The 14,581-nt window shown below is 69.1% G+C and carries 17 protein-coding genes; 8 read left to right on the top strand and 9 right to left on the bottom strand.

All coding sequences use genetic code 11. The features are described 5' to 3' along the window. The 3 genes from ACI3KU_RS14085 to ACI3KU_RS14075 form a co-directional block, all read right to left on the bottom strand. A partial coding sequence (locus ACI3KU_RS14085; protein ID WP_404922934.1) for a hypothetical protein occupies window positions 1-263 on the bottom strand: 263 nt, incomplete at its 3' end. Between the two features lie 8 nt (window positions 264-271). Next, entirely contained in the window at window positions 272-976 is a 705-nt protein-coding gene (locus ACI3KU_RS14080) for an ABC transporter ATP-binding protein (RefSeq protein WP_404922933.1), read from the bottom strand. Further along, window positions 973-1,491: a PadR family transcriptional regulator gene (locus tag ACI3KU_RS14075; protein WP_404922932.1), complete on the bottom strand. Its 519-nt coding sequence runs from the start codon at window positions 1,489-1,491 to the stop codon at window positions 973-975. The genes ACI3KU_RS14080 and ACI3KU_RS14075 overlap by 4 nt, the downstream gene beginning before the upstream one ends. A 130-nt stretch (window positions 1,492-1,621) precedes the next feature. Between ACI3KU_RS14075 and ACI3KU_RS14070 the strand changes: the two genes are divergently transcribed. Next, a complete protein-coding gene (locus ACI3KU_RS14070) occupies window positions 1,622-2,797 on the top strand; it encodes a DUF4303 domain-containing protein (protein WP_404922931.1) in 1,176 nt (391 codons plus the stop codon). A gap of 47 nt (window positions 2,798-2,844) precedes the next feature. Here ACI3KU_RS14070 and ACI3KU_RS14065 read toward each other — a convergent pair whose 3' ends face one another. Beyond that, window positions 2,845-4,056: an MFS transporter gene (locus tag ACI3KU_RS14065; RefSeq protein WP_404922930.1), complete on the bottom strand. Its 1,212-nt coding sequence runs from the start codon at window positions 4,054-4,056 to the stop codon at window positions 2,845-2,847. Between the two features lie 82 nt (window positions 4,057-4,138). Between ACI3KU_RS14065 and ACI3KU_RS14060 the strand changes: the two genes are divergently transcribed. Beyond that, window positions 4,139-5,020 carry a LysR family transcriptional regulator gene (locus ACI3KU_RS14060; protein WP_404922929.1) on the top strand — a complete coding sequence of 294 codons (882 nt, stop codon included), beginning with the start codon at window positions 4,139-4,141 and terminating at the stop codon, window positions 5,018-5,020. Window positions 5,021-5,029: 9 nt separating this feature from the next. Here ACI3KU_RS14060 and ACI3KU_RS14055 read toward each other — a convergent pair whose 3' ends face one another. After that, entirely contained in the window at window positions 5,030-6,445 is a 1,416-nt protein-coding gene (locus tag ACI3KU_RS14055; RefSeq protein ID WP_404922928.1) for an MFS transporter, read from the bottom strand. 82 nt (window positions 6,446-6,527) lie between these two features. Between ACI3KU_RS14055 and ACI3KU_RS14050 the strand changes: the two genes are divergently transcribed. After that, entirely contained in the window at window positions 6,528-7,166 is a 639-nt protein-coding gene (locus ACI3KU_RS14050; protein ID WP_404922927.1) for a TetR/AcrR family transcriptional regulator, read from the top strand. Then, window positions 7,163-8,044, top strand: coding sequence for an alpha/beta fold hydrolase (locus ACI3KU_RS14045; protein WP_404922926.1), 882 nt, complete (start codon window positions 7,163-7,165; stop codon window positions 8,042-8,044). The genes ACI3KU_RS14050 and ACI3KU_RS14045 overlap by 4 nt, the downstream gene beginning before the upstream one ends. Before the next feature lie 16 nt (window positions 8,045-8,060). Here ACI3KU_RS14045 and ACI3KU_RS14040 read toward each other — a convergent pair whose 3' ends face one another. Further along, on the bottom strand, window positions 8,061-8,345 hold the full coding sequence (locus tag ACI3KU_RS14040; protein WP_404922925.1) for a helix-turn-helix domain-containing protein: 285 nt from the start codon (window positions 8,343-8,345) through the stop codon (window positions 8,061-8,063). 186 nt (window positions 8,346-8,531) lie between these two features. On the opposite strand from ACI3KU_RS14040, the gene ACI3KU_RS14035 reads away from it, so the two are divergent. After that, entirely contained in the window at window positions 8,532-8,876 is a 345-nt protein-coding gene (locus ACI3KU_RS14035) for a DUF6907 domain-containing protein (RefSeq protein ID WP_404922924.1), read from the top strand. Between the two features lie 24 nt (window positions 8,877-8,900). Here ACI3KU_RS14035 and ACI3KU_RS14030 read toward each other — a convergent pair whose 3' ends face one another. Further along, window positions 8,901-10,100, bottom strand: a complete 1,200-nt coding sequence (locus ACI3KU_RS14030) for an MFS transporter (protein WP_404922923.1) — start codon at window positions 10,098-10,100, stop codon at window positions 8,901-8,903. A 110-nt stretch (window positions 10,101-10,210) separates the two neighbouring features. Between ACI3KU_RS14030 and ACI3KU_RS14025 the strand changes: the two genes are divergently transcribed. Next, window positions 10,211-10,780, top strand: a complete 570-nt coding sequence (locus ACI3KU_RS14025) for a TetR/AcrR family transcriptional regulator (RefSeq protein WP_404922922.1) — start codon at window positions 10,211-10,213, stop codon at window positions 10,778-10,780. A 45-nt stretch (window positions 10,781-10,825) separates the two neighbouring features. Further along, complete coding sequence (locus ACI3KU_RS14020) at window positions 10,826-11,326, top strand: YbaK/EbsC family protein (RefSeq protein WP_404922921.1); 501 nt, start codon at window positions 10,826-10,828, stop codon at window positions 11,324-11,326. Between the two features lie 38 nt (window positions 11,327-11,364). Here the strand turns inward: ACI3KU_RS14020 and ACI3KU_RS14015 are convergent, their stop codons facing one another. Both ACI3KU_RS14015 and ACI3KU_RS14010 read right to left on the bottom strand, forming a co-directional pair. Continuing rightward, the gene (locus ACI3KU_RS14015; RefSeq protein ID WP_404922920.1) at window positions 11,365-12,153 is read right to left on the bottom strand and encodes a hypothetical protein; all 789 of its coding nucleotides are present in this window, start codon (window positions 12,151-12,153) and stop codon (window positions 11,365-11,367) included. Window positions 12,154-12,203: 50 nt separating this feature from the next. After that, the gene (locus ACI3KU_RS14010; protein WP_404922919.1) at window positions 12,204-12,959 is read right to left on the bottom strand and encodes an IclR family transcriptional regulator; all 756 of its coding nucleotides are present in this window, start codon (window positions 12,957-12,959) and stop codon (window positions 12,204-12,206) included. 62 nt (window positions 12,960-13,021) lie between these two features. On the opposite strand from ACI3KU_RS14010, the gene hutH reads away from it, so the two are divergent. Continuing rightward, window positions 13,022-14,563 (top strand): histidine ammonia-lyase, encoded by a 1,542-nt coding sequence (gene hutH / locus ACI3KU_RS14005; protein WP_404922918.1) that lies wholly within the window; start codon window positions 13,022-13,024, stop codon window positions 14,561-14,563. The last annotated feature ends 18 nt before the right edge of the window (window positions 14,564-14,581 follow it).

Genomic DNA, 14,581 nt, shown 5'->3' with positions numbered 1-14,581 from the left:
GAATCGGGAACCGACGCATCCATCCGACTGATGCGGTGCCCCTCGAAGGTGTCGGTGCCGGTCGCGACCACCGTCTCATCGGTCATTGCGGCGGCGACCGTGGTTCCGGAGGGGTGCAGCCAGGCACCGCGCAGATCACGCGCCTCCATCGCGCTGGCACCGGCGATCAGCATGAGCACGACCAGGACGCCCGCCGCCACGCCGGCCGCGATCGCCACCAACCTGCCCCAGATTCCGCGGCTGCCGAGGGTGAGCAGGCGCATCGCCCCGATCATCGCGTGCCCGCAGGGTCCAGGACGAGGCCGTCGCGGATGAAGATCTCGCGATCGCTGTATGAGGCCACCCGAGCGTCGTGGGTGACGAGGATGAGAGTGGTGCCGGTGGTGCGGACGACCTCGGTGAGAGTCTGCATCACCTTCTCCGCGGTGAGGGAGTCGAGCGCTCCCGTGGGTTCGTCGGCGAACAGCACCTCGGGGTCCGTGACCAGCGCGCGCGACAGCGCCACGCGCTGTGCCTGTCCTCCGGACAGCTCTGCCGGAAGCCGCTTCGCGAGCGGGCCCAGCTCCAGACGACCGAGCCACTCGTGCGCTCGCGACAGCGCCGACGTGCGCTTCATGCCGGCCAGCATCAGGGGCAGCGCCACGTTGTCTTCCGCGGTCAACTCAGGCAGCAGCTGACCGAACTGGAACATGAATCCGAGGCGGGTGAGGCGGAAGCGGGCTCGGCCCGCTTCATCCAGGGCGCTGACCACGGTGTCACCCACGCGCACATCTCCCGAATCCGGGGCGACGACGCCGGCGAGACAGTGCAGCAGCGTGGACTTGCCAGAGCCGGAGGGTCCCATGATGGCGACGATCTCGCCGCGGGTGATCTCCACATCGACGCCGCGCAGCGCGTGAGCGGTGCCGTAGTGCTTCTGGAGTCCGCGGGCCGCGATGGCCAGCAGCCCGGACTCCGAGGTGGTGAGAGTGCTCATCGCAGGGATTCCTTCAGGTCGTTCAAGCGGGCTTCGGTCGTGTCGATCCAGCGGAGATCCGCCTCGACGCGGAAGAGTGATTGGTCATAGGCGAGGAGGTCCAGGAGCTCGGCACCCTGCTTTGCCCGGGTGAGGCGGCGCATTGCGTCCAGCAGGATGCTTCGGTGCAGGGCGAGCAATCGCACGGCGTCCTCATCGAGAAGGAGGGAGACCACCACCTTCGCGAAGAGGTTGCTGCGCCCCGTGACCTCTTCATCGGGCTGGGTGAGCCACTGCATCACGCGCTCGCGGCCGGCCGGAAGTCCGCGATAGCGCTTGCGGTTAGGCCCGCCGCCCTCTTCCACGCCGTCCATGACGATCAGCTCGTCACGCTCCAGGCGGGAGAGCATCGCGTACACCTGTCCAAACTTGAGCGCGCGCTCCGCGCCGAAGTAGTCGTCGTAGCGCTGCTTGAGCTCGTAGCCGTATCCCGGCCGAGCCTCGATCAGCCCCAGGAATGCCTGTGATGTGTCCACGGGAGTGACTATACACTCAGTGTGTAGTGGGTTTCTGGCAGTGATCTGAGTCCCGCGGGCATCGATTCGCTCGGGCGTCGGACGCGGTCGATAGCATGGCTCCGACCCCGCACGAGAGGACGCCAGGGCGATGGACGGAAAGGCGATCGAGGCGGCGGCTGCCGCTCAGCTCGTCCGGGCGGTGCGCACGGTTCGCGAGCGTCATCCGGATCAAACGGTCTACGGGGCGATGTTCCACGAGTTCTACGGTGACGGGTCGATGATCGCCTGGCCGATGGTCACAGTGGGCACCGAGGAATCGCTCGCGGAGGTGGTCGCCGAGTACGCGTCTCGGCGCGAGGAGTCCGATGATCTGGTGGAGTCGCTGCGCTGGTCGGGGCCCGATCTCGAGCACGGGTTCGACCCGGATGACGAGGATCAGGTGCTCGCCGACGCCCTTCAGTCGCAAGCGGGGCCCGGATTCGAGAAGTGGGAGCGAGCCTACGAGCGCTTCCTCCGATGCTTCCCACGCGCGGCGAAGGCCGCTCGAAAGCAGCTGCTCGCCGACGGGATCGTGACGAAGGACTTCATCGCGATCGCCGCCGACGAAGGTGGCGAGCTGGTCCCGCTGAGTCTCACCAAGGCGCAGGTGCTCGCCCACTTCCCGGAGTATGACCTCGCCGAACAGGAGCGTCGACGACTGGCCGCGCTGCCGGTCGACGAGCGCGTGGCAGAGCTGCTCTCCGAGGCGGTGGCGCCCCGATATCAGGGCCCACTCATCGGGGAGCACGAGCAACTGCTGGTCGCCTGCGGTGCGGCCGCGGTTCCGGCCCTGGTCCGGGTCATCCGTGGTGAGGTGCTCGGTCACGGCGACGTCACGGCTGCCCGCCTTCTCGCGGAGATCAACGTGGATGATGCCGACGCAGTCCACGCACTCGATGAGCTCATGCGTCGCAAGAAGCGACCGGTGAATTCACGAGCCTGGGCGGCGTCGGCTCTCGCGCGCCTGGGGCGGTCCGACCTGATTCTCGCTCGGGTGGCGGACCTGCCCGTCGAGGTTGTGACTCGGGGCATCGGCGATCCGTTCAGCTCCTTCCGCGACCGCGGGGCACACCGTCCCCTCGACTACGCTCCGCTGGAGCAGGTGCTGCGAGAGCATCCCGAGCTGGAGCCCGCAGTCGAGAAGGAGCTCGCCCCCGGCACCGGCACCGGCTACTGCGTGCTGACTGTTGACGAGGTTCCCGCCGCCGAGGCGGCGATGGATTCGCCGTGGTCGATCGTGCGCACTCATGCTCGGCACGTGCTGGAGGATGCGCGCCAGCGCTGAACCATGCCCCGTTGCGTCTCCGCGGTACGACGCCGCGGAGACCTCGTTCAGAGGGTCCGGACGACTCGTGCGAGTCCGGCCGCCGCGGCGGTGGACAGCACCACGGTCGCGATGGCGAAGACGAGGAGCACCGGAATCATCGGGAACCACAGCAACGCGAGTCCGATGAGCAGCGGGGGAATGGTCATGCCGGCGTAGGCCATCAGGAACACACCCGCGAGCACCTCACCGCGATGTGCCGCGTCTCCGAGCGAAGCGCCCGTCATCAGGGCGCTGCGGAACAGGAAGCCGACGCCGAACCCCGCGATCACCCCGCCGACGATGAACAGCGCGATCGAGGCGGTGAGCGCGGAGGCGGCGAACATCGTCATGCCCAGGAGGACCGTGGTCGCGCCGGCGACGATCTGGCGGTGCGGCGACAGCCTTCCGGAAATCAGCTGGGCGACGGCGGCGGCGCCGAACACCGCGAAGGCGGTGGCGCCGACGGCGAGGTGGTCGTGCACGTTGCCGACCTGCGCGAGGAAGGCGGGGGACACCGATCCGAAGAAGCCGGTGATCGCGAAGGCGGCGAAGGCCGCCGCACCGGCGAGGAGGAAGGCGGAGCGACGCTCGCGCGGGACCGCGACGCGCTGGCGGCGATAGCTGGTGCGCAGCGGAACCGTCGCGACGGTCTCCGGGATACGCATGAGAAGGATCGCGGCGACGATGAGCCCGGCCAGGAAGACCACGTGGGGCGTGACGAGGGGCCACGGAGCCCACTCGGCGAAGATCCCGCCGATGAGCGGGCCGAGCGCGAGCCCCCCGAGGTTGGCGACCGTCGCGACGGTTGCCGCGATCCCGACGTGACCCGAGTGATGGATGCGCAGTTCGCTGAGGCCCGCGGTCGCGGCGGCAGTGAGGAGTCCGACGGCGAGACCGGAGACGAAGCGGGCCACCAGCAGCGTGGGAACCGCGCCGGGCAGGAGGAAGATGATGCTGGACAGAGCTTCGATCAACGCGGCGATCACCAGCATCCGGCGCCGCCCCACCCAGTCGCTGATGTGGCCACCGAAGCTCAGGGCGACGATGACGCCCACCGCGTAGGCGGCGAAGATCAGTGTGACGGTGAAGGTCTGGAACCCGTCGCGCAGCTGGTAGAGCGCATACAGCGGAGTGGGCACCGTCGCGAAAGCCATCATCAGGAGGAAGGAAGCGGCCACCACCCAGAAGGCGGTGCCCGGGGCGAGGAGACGACGCTGCTCGAGGGAGATCGTGGACATGACTCCATGTTCGATCCGAACATTGATCGTGTCCAACGCACAGATGCGATGGAATAAATCGATTCCATCGATAGAATGAGCCATGGACATTCGGCTGCTGGAGTACTTCGTCGTCGTCGCGGATGAGCGCAATGTCACCCGAGCGGCCCAGCGCCTCTACGCTGCCCAGTCGACCGTCTCCGCGGGGCTGCGCAGTCTCGAGCAGGAACTCGGCGTCGCGCTGCTGGAACGCACGACGCGCAGCGTCAGCCTCACTCCGGCGGGGGAGGACCTCCTCGTCCCGGCGCGCTCGATCGTCGACGAGTGGGCAGGCATGCGCGAAGCCGCGTCAGAATCCACAGCAGGTATTCGTGGTCGCGTGTCGATGGGGACGTTCACGGCGATGCCGCTGATGGATCTGCCGCGGGTGCTCGGGCAGTTCCGACGGGACTTTCCCCTGGTCGATGTGCACCTGACCGCTTCGCCGTCGGGGTCAACCGGACTCGTTGATGATGTGCTGCAGGGACGACTGGACCTCGCCTTCACCACGGTGCCGCCGCCCGTCGGACTGATGGCACACGAGCTCGCGCAAGTGCCGTATGTGGCGCTGGTGCCTGAGGGGCACCCGCTCGCGGGAGTCGGCGAGGTCGACCTTGCCACCCTGGCGGGGCAGCCGTGGGTCGACGTGTTGCCCGGCTACGGCAACCGGGTGCAGATCGATCGCGTGCTGGCGCAGCGCGGGCTCTCCCGTCGCGTCGTTGCCGAGATCGAGGCGATGCCGAGCATCCCGGAGTACGTGGCGGCGGGGCTCGGTGTGGCGCTGATCCCCGAGGGTCTGGAGTCGCCGGGGTGTGCGACTCTGTCGATCACGGATCTGCCGGAGCGGTGGGTCCTGTCCCTCGTGGTCGGGGCGAGTGCAGCGCGGCGGCGCCACGTTGACGCCCTGCGGCGCGCGATCGCGATGGCGCCCGTGCGGCTGGTGTGATCTTGCCCCTTACTGTTCGGGGATGGCGTGCGGGAGTGCCGCCCGAGGTGTGTCGCGCGTCAGGAGCAGCGCAGCCGTGATCGCTCCCGCGGCGGAGATCGCTGCAGCGATGACGAAGGCGGCCTGGAAATCGGCGAACGACGGGCTGGTGGAGATCATGCCGGCCACCACCTGCGTGGCGAGTGCTCCTCCGATGGCGCGGGAGATCGTGATCAGTGCCGTGGAGACTCCGACCTTGTCGGCCGACGCGCCGGTCGCGGCGGAGGCGAACACGAGCGTGGACCCGGCGCCCGCCCCGATCCCCGCGAGGATCAACGAGATCACGAGGCTCGTGGGCGTCGGAGCGGCGAGGCCCGTCAGCGCGCCGATCGCCAGCACGAGCAGGGCGACGGTCGCCGGGCCCCGAATGCCGAATGGGCGTGAGAGCGGTCCGGCTGCCAGCGAGGCGACGATTCCGGCGCCGTACGCGACGGCCAGCATCACGCTGGTCTGGCTCGGCGAGGCCGCCCAGCCGAATCCCGACGATGCGGGCTGGGCGATCAGCTGTGGCACCAGGAAGACCATCGGCGCATAGCTCGCACCGATCGCGACCCCGACCAGCACGGCACCGCCGACGCCTCGCGAACGGAGGGTCGTGAGATCGATCATCGGCGTTCGTGCGCGGCCTTCCACGCGCACCCACGCCACCCCCGTCCCGATGGTGAGCGTGAGCAGTGCGAGGGTGGCGGGTGAGAGCCATCCGCTGGCGGACGAACTCGCCAACGCCATCACCAGCAGCAGCAGGGCGGTCGAAAGCAATCCAGCGCCGAGCCAGTCGAGACGAGTGGTGCCGAGGAGCTCACGGACGACGCGTCCGCGCGCGACGAAGAAGCCGAGGGCGCCGACGGCTACCAGGCCCGTGGGCACGCCGTAGAGAACCGCCCGTGAGCTCGCCTCCAGGATGGGGCCGGCCAGCAGCACGCCGATGCCGGCGCCTGCCACGCTCATGGCGACGAGGATTCCGGAAGCCGTGCGGACGGCGTCCGCGGGCAGCAGACGACGGATGATCACGAAACCCACGGGGATGATGCCGAGTGCGAAGCCCTGCAGCGCCTGGCCGACGATGAACAGCCAGAACTCGGGAGCGAGCGCGCTGAGCAACCCACCACCGGCGGTGATCGCGACCAGCCAGCCCAGCACGCGTTCCGCCCCGTGCACATCGGCGAGTGTCCCGGCGATCGGTGTGACGATCACCGTCACCACCGTCGGGATGACGGTCGCCAGCGCTCCGACGGCCGCCGTCACTGCGAAGTCCTGCTGCAGACGAGGGAGGACGGGAATGATGAACCCTTCAAGAGAAGCCCCGGACAACACGATGACGGCGAGGCTCCAGAGTGCGAGTCGGCGACGGGACGTCGCCGACTCGAGCGGGGAGGGCGTGGGCATGGGACTCCTCGAATCCGGGCACCGCGATCATCGTCGATGCGGGGGCTTCTATTTCGATACTTGTAACGATATTGTGGAGCTCATGGTAGCGGATACACGGAGGCGGGCACGGGCGGGTCGGCCTGCCGCCGTAGGCCAGGACGCGATGATCGAGGCGGCGACGGTGCTGGCCGATGAAGGCGGTCTCGAGGCCGTCACCTTCCGGGCGCTCGCCGATCGTCTCGGAGTGTCAGCCATGGCGGTTCATCGGGCCAGCGGGGGGATCGACGCGCTCCGACACCGGCTGATTGCGCGCGTCGTCGATGAGGCGGTCGCCACGCTCGACTGGACCGACCCCGACTGGCGGCCACGGCTGGAGATGTTCGCGCTCGGACTGCGCGATCTGCTCATGCGCCACCCGCTGGTTCTGGAGGCGCACCGACGCGCATCGCTGGACACTCCCGATGCCGACGACGTCGCCCACCGGATCGTCGCGTCGCTGCGCGATGCCGGACTCGATGAGGAGCGGGCGGTGTACGCCTACGCCGCCGTGCACGACTTCGTCACCGGCCACGCCGCCATCCGGCTCGGTCGTGGCGATGAGGAGCTGGACGATATCCCCGCATCGCGGCGCACGGCGTCCGTCTTCGAGCACCATCACGATCCCGAGCGCCGATTCCGAATCGGATTGGACCTGCTGTTGGACGGTATCGCCCAGCGAGTTACGGGGGAGCGGGCATGACGGAGGATCTGGAGGTCTCGCTGCCGGCCACCCACAGGCTCACTCTCGATGCGCGGTCGATCGCATACTGCGAACTGGGCGATCCCGCGGGGACACCCGTGATCGCCGCACATGGCTCGCCAGGGTCGCGCTATCAGCTGCTCGCCCTGGAGCGGGAGGCTCTCCGAGCGAACGTGCGCATTGTCTGCCCGGACCGTCCGGGGTATGGAGACACGTCCCGGGAGCCCCGGCGCGGCTTCGATACCGGTTCGGGCGACGCGATCGCGCTGCTGGACGCGCTCGGGATCTCGCGGGCGGTCGCGCTCGGCTTCTCCGGCGGCGCCGGGTACTCGCTCGCATTGGCACTCGCGCATCCCGATCGGATCGAGCGAGTCGTGCTCGCTTGCGGCATGATCCCCGGGGCGCCCCGGCGCACGGTGCGCGGGCGCATCCCTATCGTCTCGGCTCTGTATCGGGTCGCTCGTGTGCTGCCCTCACTGGCCGTGATGATGCTGGATGGGCGTGGCCCGTTCGCGTCCACACGCGAAGCGAACCTGTCCGCGTGGCCGGCCGCGGATCAAGCGATCATGGCTGATCCTCGCGCGCGGGCGATGACGGCGCCGGACAGTCGCGCCGCGGCGAAGCAGGGGTCGCGGGCCGCCGTGGATGACCTTCGTCAGTACTCGCGCCCCTTCCCGCTCACGCAGGTCCATCAGCGGGTGGATCTGCTGCACGGTACGGCTGACGGGAACGTGCCTGTGGACGTGGCGCGATGGGGGAGATCGCAGTTGCGTGATGCCGTGCTTCGCGAGATCCCCGGCGGGGGGCACTACTTCGCGGTCGCCGATCCGGAGGCGGTGGTGGCGGCGCTGCGCGCGCCGCTCGACCCGTCGGTCTAGCCTCGGTCAGCGGCGCTCACAGGCCGCCGGCTCGGAGGTCGGGCCACGGTGTGGGAACGAGCTCGTCCAGCGTGACGCCGAGCACTTGCGCGATGGCCATGACGTTGCGCAGCGAGGGGTTGGCGGGGCTGCCCGGCATGGACTCGCCCTTCTCGAACTTCTGGAAGGTGTAACGGGTCAATCCGGCGGAGTAGGCGACCTGTTCCTGCGTGAAGCCTCGGTCGATGCGGAGGCGATGGATGTTGGCGCCGAGTTCGCGCGCGTACTGCGTCCACTCGCCACTGGGTCGTTGTTTCGCCACTCCTCCACACTCGGTGGGAGACCTCTCCTATATAGCCTCCTTCATATGGCAAACTCGGCATGCTAGTCTCCCGTGGCCCTGCGTCTCGTCTACGTCGTGATGTGCGGGAGATCGGCGTGAATGTCTGAAGCGGGTGATGTAATCCCAGAAACGGCGTGTGCCCCGCCAGATCGGAGGGAGTCCCGCATGCATACTGAACGACCCGCCTGGCTCGCGGAGTGGTGCCCCGTCTGGTGCGGCGGCGACCATGGTGGTCAGGAACTGCTCGATGACCGCCGCCATCAGTCATCCGCGGCGTGGTGGCCCGAGCTGGTGCAGCGCCGACAGGTCCTGCCGTCAGGGGAGGTTCGCCGTGTGGTCCTGCCGACCGACATGGCCGTGATCGCGGTGCAGCAGGTCGGAGAGGCGCAGCCGTGGGTGGCTGTCACGACGGACGTTGAACTCCTGGAGCTGACGCCTGAAGGTGCTCGTCGCCTGCGCGCTGAACTGGGGTCACTGCTGGATCGGCTGGAGGGAGGACGCGGCGGATGAACGGGTCGGCCTCTACCCGCACCGTCACACCGTCGCCGCGTCGCCGCGCGAGGTGAGCAACTCGATCACGCCGATGGTGGCTGCCAGGATCGCCACCGCGGCGGCGAAGATCAGGCCAGCGGGGCGGAGTCCGACAGTGCCTGCGAGCAGGCCAACGCCGATCGCTGGCACGGCCAGCATCGTGTAGAGACCAGCGAAGAAGGAAGAGGACACTTCGCCCCGGTGCGCCGGGGGAACCTGGCCCACGGTGGTGGTGAGCGCGGCGTTCAGGCACAGGCCGCCGGCGAGACCGAGGATGACAGGGGCCCCCAGAAGCGGCTCGAGTGCCGCCGCGGCGAGTGCCCAGGCGAGTGCCGCGGCGGCCAGCACGAGGCCAGCACAGCCGACGGGCAGTGCGACGCGCGGCGCCAGTCTGCCGGCGATCACCTGTCCCGCCGCCATTCCGGCGAACGCGAGGAACACCACGAAGCCGGCAAGGGCGTGACTGTCCAGGTGCAGCTCTCGCGCGAGTAACAGCGCGGCTACGGCGGTGAGGACACCGGTGACGGCGAACCCGGACCCGGCGGCGAGAACCGCGCGGACGAACGCCGCGCGGAGGTAGGGCGGGACGCGAAGGCCGTTCAGACGCAGGCGTGCGCCGCTGCCGCGTGAGGGGCGCGGCACCCAGATCCACATTCCCACGATCGCGATGACGCAGAGGGCGAGATGGGCCACAAAGGGCGTTCGCAGCGGGGTCGGCGCGGTATCTGCCAGGACTCCCGCGGCGAGCGTGCCGAGTGCGAGCCCGCCGGTGTTGGAGATCACGGCGATCGTGCCCGCGAGGGTGCGTCGATCGGCGGGGAAGAGATCCATGATCGCTGCGGTTCCGGTGCCGCTCATCAGTCCTGCGCCGAGGCCGGAGATGATGCGCGCCGTGATCAAGAGGGGCAGCGAGGGTGGCAGCAGGAAGATCACCGCGCTCGCCGCCGCCAGCAGGAGGGCGAAGATCATGACCGGCCGCCGCCCGATGTCATCGGAGAGGCGCCCGAACGCCAGCAGGGCTCCCACGACGCCCACCGCATAGACGGCGAACAGGATCGTGACCGTGAGAGGCGTGAAGTTCAGCTCGGCCGAGTACAGCGAGTACAGCGGCGTGGGAATGGTGGTTCCCATCATGGTGACGAGGAACGCCAGAGCGGTGGCAGGGATCGCGCGGCGAAGGCGCGCAGGGGTCGGAGTGGTCATCAGCCTTCAATTCCAATACAAGGTGTCTCGAAAGTGTAGCAGTCATCGAGACATCGTGTCTCGTATATCTGTTTCGATGCACGGCGTATCGAAACGGCTAGGATGCGGACATGGGCGAGAGCACGAAATCGCACGGCCGGCCGCGGAGCGAAGACGCGCGTCTTGCGGTGCTCCACGCCGCCGACGACCTGCTCGTGGAGCAGGGCTATGCAGCGATGACGATGAAGGGAATCGCGGAGCGCGCCGGCGTCGGACGACAGACCGTGTATCGCTGGTGGTCCTCCAAGGCTGAGATCCTCCTGGAGGCGAGTGCTGCTGATGCACGGCGCGAACTCGCTCGCCCGCCCGCGGAGAGCCCCGAGGAGGAGATCGCCGGATTCCTGACCGGCCTGTCAGGCTTCCTCACCGACGCCGACGCCGGTCTCGCCTACCGTGCGCTGCTCGGGGAGGCCCAGCATGACCGGCGTGTGGCCGAACTGCTCGCCGGGACCGACGTGCTCAACGAGGCTGCCGCCGATGCGCTTGCCCGTGCGCGGGCTCGGGGTGCGGCTCTCGACGGGGATGAGCGATCATTGACCGCCGAGCTGGTCGGCCCGCTGGTGTTCCGCATCCTGTCGCAGGGCTGGCGGGCCACGCGAGCCGACATCGAGGCGATGGCCCGGCGATTTCTGCAGCGCTGAACGGCGACTCACCCGCGAAGCACATGGGACCGAAAGGAATCACGCGTGAACGATCACTCTCCCGAGGATGAAGAACGCACCAGCCGCGTGGCTGCGGGGCTCGCGGCGGCCGGCATCGACGCGGGAATCGTGACGCTGCCGGACTCGGCGGCGACGGCTGCGCTCGCGGCGGAGGCGCTGGGAGTCGAGGTGGGAGCCATCGCCAACAGTCTGCTGTTCATCGCCGACGACGCGCCTCTCCTCGTGATGACCTCCGGGGCGCACCGCGTCGACACGGCCGCGCTCGCGCGTCGCATCGGGGTGCACCGCATCCGCCGCGCCAGCGCGGATCAGGTGCTCGAGGCGACCGGACAGCGCGTCGGAGGCGTTTCTCCCACGGGGCATCCGGCACCGGTTCGCACCATCGTCGATGAGTCGCTGGCCGGCTACGACCAGCTGTGGGCGGCCGGTGGGACCACCCACGCGGTGTTCCCCCTGACGTTCGACGAGCTCGTGCGGCTCACCGGCGGCGCGGTGTACTCCGTGGAGGGAGAAGCGACGTCCTGACGCCGCCGGTCGGTGTCAGCGATCGCGTGCCCGAGTCGTCATCCCATGTTGTAGAAGCTCGAGAAGGTCACGACTGTCGAGATGACCCACGACGCGACAGTGCCCGCGATCGCGAGCCACAGCGGAGCCATTCCGCGTCGACCATTCCGGCTCAGGACGACGGTGCGACCGATCATGTAGACCAACGGCTGAGCCAGGAAGTTCCAGCCCCAGGGGAACGGCTTCGTGACTCCCATTCGGGCGAGAGCTCGCTGATCGAGGAACGCGAACACCACGCTGGCGGCGTAACAGAGGAGGGCGATCACCGCGGCGAGCACGAGGCTCGGAACGACGGCGCCGACGTAGGTCGACATCGCCGCGGGTGAGATTCCACCGAAGCTGACCGCGACCAGGGCGAGGTTGAGCTCGATCACGGCCTGCCAGTCGACCACGAGGTACGCGAGGATCTGGACGAAGGCCAGGGCCCCGATCAGCCAGGCCCAGGGTGTGTTTCCGGCGAGTGCTGGTCCGGCGGTTGCGGACGGGGCCGCGGGCCACGGCTGGATCGGCTGGGCCGCGTGAACCTGCGGCGCGCCGGGGTAGCTCTGCGCTGTGGGGTATCCCTGGGGCGTGCCGGGGTATCCCTGGGGCGTGGCGGGAGGTGTCTGCGGACCCCCGGTGTAGGCCTGCGGTGCGGTGGGGTAGGCCTGCGGTGCGGCGGGGGAACCGGTGGGCTGGCCCGACGAGCCCGGTGCCGGCCAGGACGTCTGCTGGCCCTGTTGCGGCACCGGCTGTTGCGGTGCATGGGGCTGTGGCGCGGGCCAGGTGGGCTGCTGCGGATCGGTCATGTCGTCCCCTTCCGGCGCGTTGGCGCAGATGAATGGAAGTCTAAACTTCGTCAGCCGATGCGGCGAGCCAGCCGGTCCGCACTGTCCTGCACCGCGGCGATCATGGCGTCCGCGTCGCGTTCCGCATCGTCAGACCAGGTCACCGCGACCGCCGCGATCGGCCAGCCGGTGTGATCGCGTACCGCAACCGCCACGGATCTCATGCCGAGGGTCACCTCGCCGTCCTCGAACGCGTACCCGATCCGGCGCACCTCACGCAGCACGTCGCGCAGTTCTCGCGGCGATCGAGGTCCGCGTTCCGTTCGCGTACTGAACGAGGCCGCATCCGGATACAGGGCTCGCAACTGGGCGGCGCCGACGCCTGCCAGCATCGCCCGGCCGGTCGCGGTCAGGTGCGCGGGAAGGCGCACGCCGACGTCCGTGACGAGTGCCGGACGGCGTGGGGCGCGCTCCTCGACGATGTAGATCACGTCGCGCCCGGTGAGCATCGCGATGTGCGTGCTCTCACCGGTGCGATCGGCCAGCGCCGCGGCCACCGGACCGCCGAGCCGGGCGAGGGGCTGCTGACGATTGAAGCCGCCGGCCAGTTCTGCCGCCGCCGTTCCGAGTCCCCACCGACGCTGTTCGGGCAGGTGCACAACGAAACCGTGTTCCTGCATCGTGGCGAGCAGGTGATACACGCTCGAGCGCGGCAACCCCAGCGCGGTGGCCATCGAGCTGGCAGCGACCGGTCCGCGAGAGCGGCCGAGCAGCGCGAGAATGCGCAGCGTCTGATCGGCGGCGGGAACCTGCGGCTTGTCTGGCATGCCAGACAGCATATCGATGAGCCGCCTGTTCCTGCGGGAGTCGTCGGTGTGGAATCGGATCCATGAGCACTTCCGCCCCCGTCCTCGTCGGCCTGCACCCCCTCTCCATCGAGGAGGTGGTGGCGGTGGCCCGCCACCACGCGACGGTCGAGGTGACCGCGGAGGCGCGTAGCGCGGTCGCCGCATCGCGCGCCCGCATCGATGCGCTCGCGGACGATCCCCACCCGCACTACGGCGTCTCCACCGGATTCGGTGCGCTGGCCACCACGTTCATCACCCCCGACCGTCGACTCCAGCTGCAAGCCTCGCTCATCCGCTCGCACGCGGCCGGCACCGGCGCGGAAGTGGAGGAGGAGGTGGTGCGCGCCCTGCAGCTGCTGCGGTTGCGCACCCTCGCCTCCGGTCACACCGGCGTTCGCCCCGAGGTCGTGGACACCTACGCGGCGATGCTGAACGCCCGCATCACCCCGATCGTCCGGGAGTACGGCTCGTTGGGCTGCTCCGGCGACCTCGCGCCGCTCTCGCATGTCGCGCTCGCGGCCATGGGTGAGGGTCGCGTGCGCGTCGACGGTGTAGAACAGGACTCCGCCGACGCGCTGCGGGCCGCAGGAATCGAGCCGATCGTGCTCCGTGAAAAGGAGGGTCTGGCCCTCGTCAATGGCACTGACGGAATGCTGGGGATGCTCTCGCTCGCGCTGGCAGACCTGGCTGATCTGTTCGACACGGCGGACCTCGCTGCGGCGATGTCCGTGGAGTCGCAGCTCGGCACCGCGCGCGTGTTCGATGCGGACCTGATGGCGCTGCGTCCGCAGCTGGGTCAGGCGGCGGCTGCCGCGCGGATGAGCGCGATCCTCGCGGATTCGCCGATCGTGGCCAGCCACGCAGGTCCGGAGGACGGTCGAGTCCAGGACGCGTATTCGCTGCGATGCTCGCCCCAGGTGCACGGCGCCGGTCGCGACACTGCCGCCCACGCCCGACTGATCGCCGATCGTGAGCTGGCGAGTGTCGTCGACAACCCGATCCTCACCGGCGACGGTCGTCTGGAGTCCAACGGCAACTTCCACGGCGCACCTGTCGCGTACGTGCTGGACTTCCTGGCGATCGCGGTGGCGGATCTGGCATCCATTTCCGAGCGCCGCACGGATCGGGCACTCGACGTCGCCCGCAATCGTGACCTGCCGCCCTTTCTCGCGCATGAGGTCGGCGTCGACTCCGGCCTCATGATCGCGCAGTACGCTGCGGCCGGCATCGTGTCGGAGCTGAAGCGCCTCGCCGTTCCGGCGTCGGTCGACTCGATTCCGTCGTCGGCGATGCAGGAGGATCACGTGTCCATGGGCTGGTCCGCGGCCCGCAAGCTGCGTCGCGCGATCGACGGGCTCGGCCGTGTGCTCGCGGTGGAGCTGATCACAGGCTCGCGGGCTCTGGATCTGCGCGCACCGCTGCTGCCGGGGGCAGCCAGTCGTGCCGCGCGAGACCTGGTGCGCACGAGCGTGGCCGGTCCCGGCCCCGACCATTTCGTCTCACCCGATATCGAGGCCGTCACCGCGATGGTCCAGGACGGGTCGTTCGCGCGCATCGTGCGCGAGCACACCACCACGATCTGATCCGCACGCGGATCCACA

It is taken from the genome of Microbacterium sp. ZW T5_56 (genome assembly GCF_044987425.1).
In the GTDB taxonomy this organism is placed as follows: domain Bacteria; phylum Actinomycetota; class Actinomycetes; order Actinomycetales; family Microbacteriaceae; genus Microbacterium.
This window is presented reverse-complemented; position numbering and strand designations above follow the sequence as displayed.

Bases quoted from the DNA above. Each gene is read 5' to 3' on its own strand.
- ACI3KU_RS14080 (WP_404922933.1), bottom strand. From the start codon at position 976: ATGAGCACTCTCACCACCTCGGAGTCCGGGCTGCTGGCCATCGCGGCC.
- ACI3KU_RS14070 (WP_404922931.1), top strand. From the start codon at position 1,622: ATGGACGGAAAGGCGATCGAGGCGGCGGCTGCCGCTCAGCTCGTCCGG.
- ACI3KU_RS14065 (WP_404922930.1), bottom strand. From the start codon at position 4,056: ATGTCCACGATCTCCCTCGAGCAGCGTCGTCTCCTCGCCCCGGGCACC.
- ACI3KU_RS14060 (WP_404922929.1), top strand. From the start codon at position 4,139: ATGGACATTCGGCTGCTGGAGTACTTCGTCGTCGTCGCGGATGAGCGC.
- ACI3KU_RS14055 (WP_404922928.1), bottom strand. From the start codon at position 6,445: ATGCCCACGCCCTCCCCGCTCGAGTCGGCGACGTCCCGTCGCCGACTC.
- ACI3KU_RS14050 (WP_404922927.1), top strand. From the start codon at position 6,528: ATGGTAGCGGATACACGGAGGCGGGCACGGGCGGGTCGGCCTGCCGCC.
- ACI3KU_RS14045 (WP_404922926.1), top strand. From the start codon at position 7,163: ATGACGGAGGATCTGGAGGTCTCGCTGCCGGCCACCCACAGGCTCACT.
- ACI3KU_RS14035 (WP_404922924.1), top strand. From the start codon at position 8,532: ATGCATACTGAACGACCCGCCTGGCTCGCGGAGTGGTGCCCCGTCTGG.
- ACI3KU_RS14030 (WP_404922923.1), bottom strand. From the start codon at position 10,100: ATGACCACTCCGACCCCTGCGCGCCTTCGCCGCGCGATCCCTGCCACC.
- ACI3KU_RS14025 (WP_404922922.1), top strand. From the start codon at position 10,211: ATGGGCGAGAGCACGAAATCGCACGGCCGGCCGCGGAGCGAAGACGCG.
- ACI3KU_RS14015 (WP_404922920.1), bottom strand. From the start codon at position 12,153: ATGACCGATCCGCAGCAGCCCACCTGGCCCGCGCCACAGCCCCATGCA.
- ACI3KU_RS14010 (WP_404922919.1), bottom strand. From the start codon at position 12,959: ATGCCAGACAAGCCGCAGGTTCCCGCCGCCGATCAGACGCTGCGCATT.
- hutH (WP_404922918.1), top strand. From the start codon at position 13,022: ATGAGCACTTCCGCCCCCGTCCTCGTCGGCCTGCACCCCCTCTCCATC.